This is a genomic window from Amycolatopsis nivea (genome assembly GCF_004522235.1).
GTDB classification, from domain to species: Bacteria; Actinomycetota; Actinomycetes; order Mycobacteriales; family Pseudonocardiaceae; genus Amycolatopsis; species Amycolatopsis nivea.
On the sequence record NZ_SDLT01000095.1, the window covers coordinates 1 to 2,935 of the forward strand.

The following is a 2,935-nucleotide window of genomic DNA, read 5'->3' on the forward strand; positions in this document are numbered from 1 at the left end:
ACCTACGGGAACGATGCCGCGGCTTCGATCGGCTCGGTGAGCTACGCGGCGCCACAGTTGACGTGGACTGGCGACCTCCCGGTGGGCGGTTTGGCGACGGTCACCTACAGCGTCACCGTGAACAACCCGGTCAAGGGCGATCATCGGTTGGCGAATGTGGTCACGTCGGACACCCCGGGCACGAACTGCCCGCCGGAGTCGACGGACCCGCGCTGCGGGACCACGACGTCGGTCGCTGGACTGATCCTGGAGAAGAAGGCGAGCGTCACCGAGGCGAAGGCGGGAGACCAGGTCACCTACACCGTCACCGCGCGGAACACCGGCCAGACCGACCTGAAGGACGCCACCTTCACCGACGACCTGACCAGCGTCCTCACCAACGCGACGTACAACAACGACGCGACCGCCTCGACCGGCTCGACGACCTACACCGCACCTCGCCTGACCTGGACCGGAGACCTGCCGCTGGGTGCGATCGCGACGGTCACCTACAGCGTGAAGGTCAAGACCCCCGTCGGTGACGGGCAGAGCTTGCGCAATGTCATTTCCTCGACCACGCCAGGCACCAACTGCCCCGACGCCTCGACCGACGAGCGATGCAAGACGACCACGCCGCTCACGAAGACGCCACCTACGCCACCGACCCCGCCCACGCCACCGACCCCGCCGACAGCCCCGCCGACGCCGCCGGTCCAGCCACCACCGCCGACGCCACCACTGGCGTCGACCGGCGTGGTACTGATCCCAGTGGGCATCGCAGCGCTCGCCCTGCTCGCCGGAGGCGGAGCACTGCTGCTGCTCTCGCGCCGCCGCCGCTCCCGGCCCTGACCGGGTGACGGACGGCTGGGCCTGTCGCGGTGGGCAGGCCCAACCACCGTCGGTGCACGCTGCTCCGGGAGCACGGCACCACCGTGCACCCCTGTCGCGGCGAGGCCAGGTTCGACTCCGGGATGGGCCTGCCGGGTTGCTGCGTGCGCCCTTGCTGGCGGCAGTCGCGTTATCCGGTGGGTTGGCAACGTGGATGCGGTGGTCTCGTGCTCAATCTCGACCAGACGCCCGCTCCCGGGCACAGTGGCGTCGCCGTTCTTGCGCAGTGACTGCCTCCGCCGCAAGCCGCACGGGTGAACGTCGGGGCGGCGGCACTGGACCGCGCCTCCGCCTGGACTTCACCCCGGCGACGTGAACGTCCGTGAAGGGCTCCTTGAGGGAATCAGATTCCCTCAAGGAGCCCTTCACGGCCTTCTACCCGGTGCCGTGCGGCATGGACCTGGTANCTTCTACCCGGTGCCGTGCGGCATGGACCTGGTATCTCAACAGCCTCAGCCTGCCGTGCATCGATGGTCCGTAATGCCACGCCGCGAAGCAGCGGCACCAGAACCGCCTACATCGACCCTCGTATCTCAACGGCTCAGCCCGCCGTGCGTCGGCGGTCCGTTGTGCCATGCCACGAAGCAGAGGCACCGGACCCACCGCAACGCCCTGGTGCCCGCCGCGTTAACCCCTGGTATCTCAACGGCCGCGGCCTGCTGTGCGCGGATCATCCACAGAGGAACGCCGCGAAACAGCGGCACCGGAGCCGCCCAACGACCCCGGTGCCCCCGGGCCTCAGCCCTTCAACAACCCCTGCATCTCGGCGATCTCCGCCTGCTGCGCATCGATAATCCGCTGCGCCAGCGCCTTCGCCCCGGCATCCGAGCCCTGCGCGAGCTCCGTCTTCGCCATCTCGACCGCCCCCTGATGGTGCTTGATCATCATGTCCAGCCACGACCGGTCGAAGGCCGGGCCCTTGGCGGCGTCCAGGCTTTTCATGTCGGCGTCGGACATCATGCCGGTCATCGCGTGGTCGCCGGACATCTCGTGGCCGCCCGGCATCGAGTGGCTCGTCGCGGCGGCGCCCCAGGTCTTCAGCCAGCCCTGCATCTGCCGGATTTCCGGGTCCTGCGCCCGGTCGATCCGGCCCGCCAGGTCGACGACCTTCGGGTCGCTGCTGCGCGACGGCACCATTTTCGCCATCTCCAGCGCCTGCTGGTGGTGCGGGATCATCTGCTGAGCGAACGTGACGTCAGCGGCGTTGTGTCCCGCCTGTGAGCTGGGCGCCGGAGCGGGCGATTCCGGGCCGCTGCAGGCACCGAGCAGGAGCGACGCCGTCAGCACGGCACCGCTGAAAAAGATTTTGCGCACGAAAAAACCTTCTCTCAAAAGGAAAATTGCGAGGAAAGACCGGAAACGAAATACCGATCAGGTTCGCAACACGCAGAGAGAAGTCAGGACAGTCCGGCCCCGTCTGTCGGGTGGGCGGTCGGCGGCGGGGGAGCCGCGGGTGCCGTCGAAAATGGCCTTCACGGCGGGGTCGCGGCGGGAGGCCAGCAGGCCCAGGACGAGCGCGCCCGCCGCGTACAGGACCGCCAGGCAGAGGTGCAGCATCGAGTGTTCGCCGGCGGGCATGCCGGACTCGGCGGCCGGGGCTGGCAAGGCCGAGTGCGCCTCGACGGACATCTGGCTGGTCATGGCATGCCCGGTGCCGGGGGAAGGCACGTGGTGCATCACGGCGACGCCCAGTGCCAGCGCGAACAGGAGCAGCACCCGCTGCACGCTGCCGAGCCGGGACGTCGCCATGGGAGCAACCGTACCTGGCGCCGGGGGAACCGGGGCGGGGCGGACGAAACGGTCACGCTCAGTGGTCGGCGAAGCCGCCCCGTACTGGAAGTTGAACATTCACTCAACCAGGTTCCAGCCCGTGGCGCCGAGGCCGCCCCCGCTCGCCCGAGGTGCGGGTGTGCTACTAGGTTCGAGGGGGCAAGACTTGATGTCGAAGACAGAAGGAGGGCCCCATGGCCCGGTACGAGCTGCCCGAACTCGATTACGACTACGGTGCCCTCGCGCCGCACATCTCCGGCGAGATCAACGAGCTGCACCACAGCAAGCACCACGCCGC

3 protein-coding genes and 1 pseudogene are annotated in these 2,935 nt (G+C 68.6%); 2 read left to right on the top strand and 2 right to left on the bottom strand.

All coding sequences use genetic code 11. The features are described 5' to 3' along the window. Nucleotides 1–828 (top strand): DUF7927 domain-containing protein (locus EIZ44_RS44325; RefSeq protein ID WP_134734602.1); only part of this gene is annotated, 828 nt, incomplete at its 5' end. Nucleotides 829–1,605: 777 nt separating this feature from the next. Here EIZ44_RS44325 and EIZ44_RS44330 read toward each other — a convergent pair. Together EIZ44_RS44330 and EIZ44_RS44335 are read right to left on the bottom strand one after the other, a co-directional pair. Further along, complete coding sequence (locus EIZ44_RS44330) at nt 1,606–2,181, bottom strand: DUF305 domain-containing protein (RefSeq protein WP_134734603.1); 576 nt, start codon at nt 2,179–2,181, stop codon at nt 1,606–1,608. Between the two features lie 57 nt (nt 2,182–2,238). After that, nucleotides 2,239–2,616, bottom strand: coding sequence for a hypothetical protein (locus EIZ44_RS44335; RefSeq protein WP_134734604.1), 378 nt, complete (start codon nt 2,614–2,616; stop codon nt 2,239–2,241). A 215-nt stretch (nt 2,617–2,831) separates the two neighbouring features. Between EIZ44_RS44335 and EIZ44_RS44340 the strand changes: the two are divergent. Beyond that, nucleotides 2,832–2,935 (top strand): annotated as a pseudogene (locus EIZ44_RS44340) (superoxide dismutase); the annotation flags it as partial.

Excerpts from the sequence above, each read along its gene's own strand:
- EIZ44_RS44335 (WP_134734604.1), bottom strand. The coding sequence starts at position 2,616 with ATGGCGACGTCCCGGCTCGGCAGCGTGCAGCGGGTGCTGCTCCTGTTC.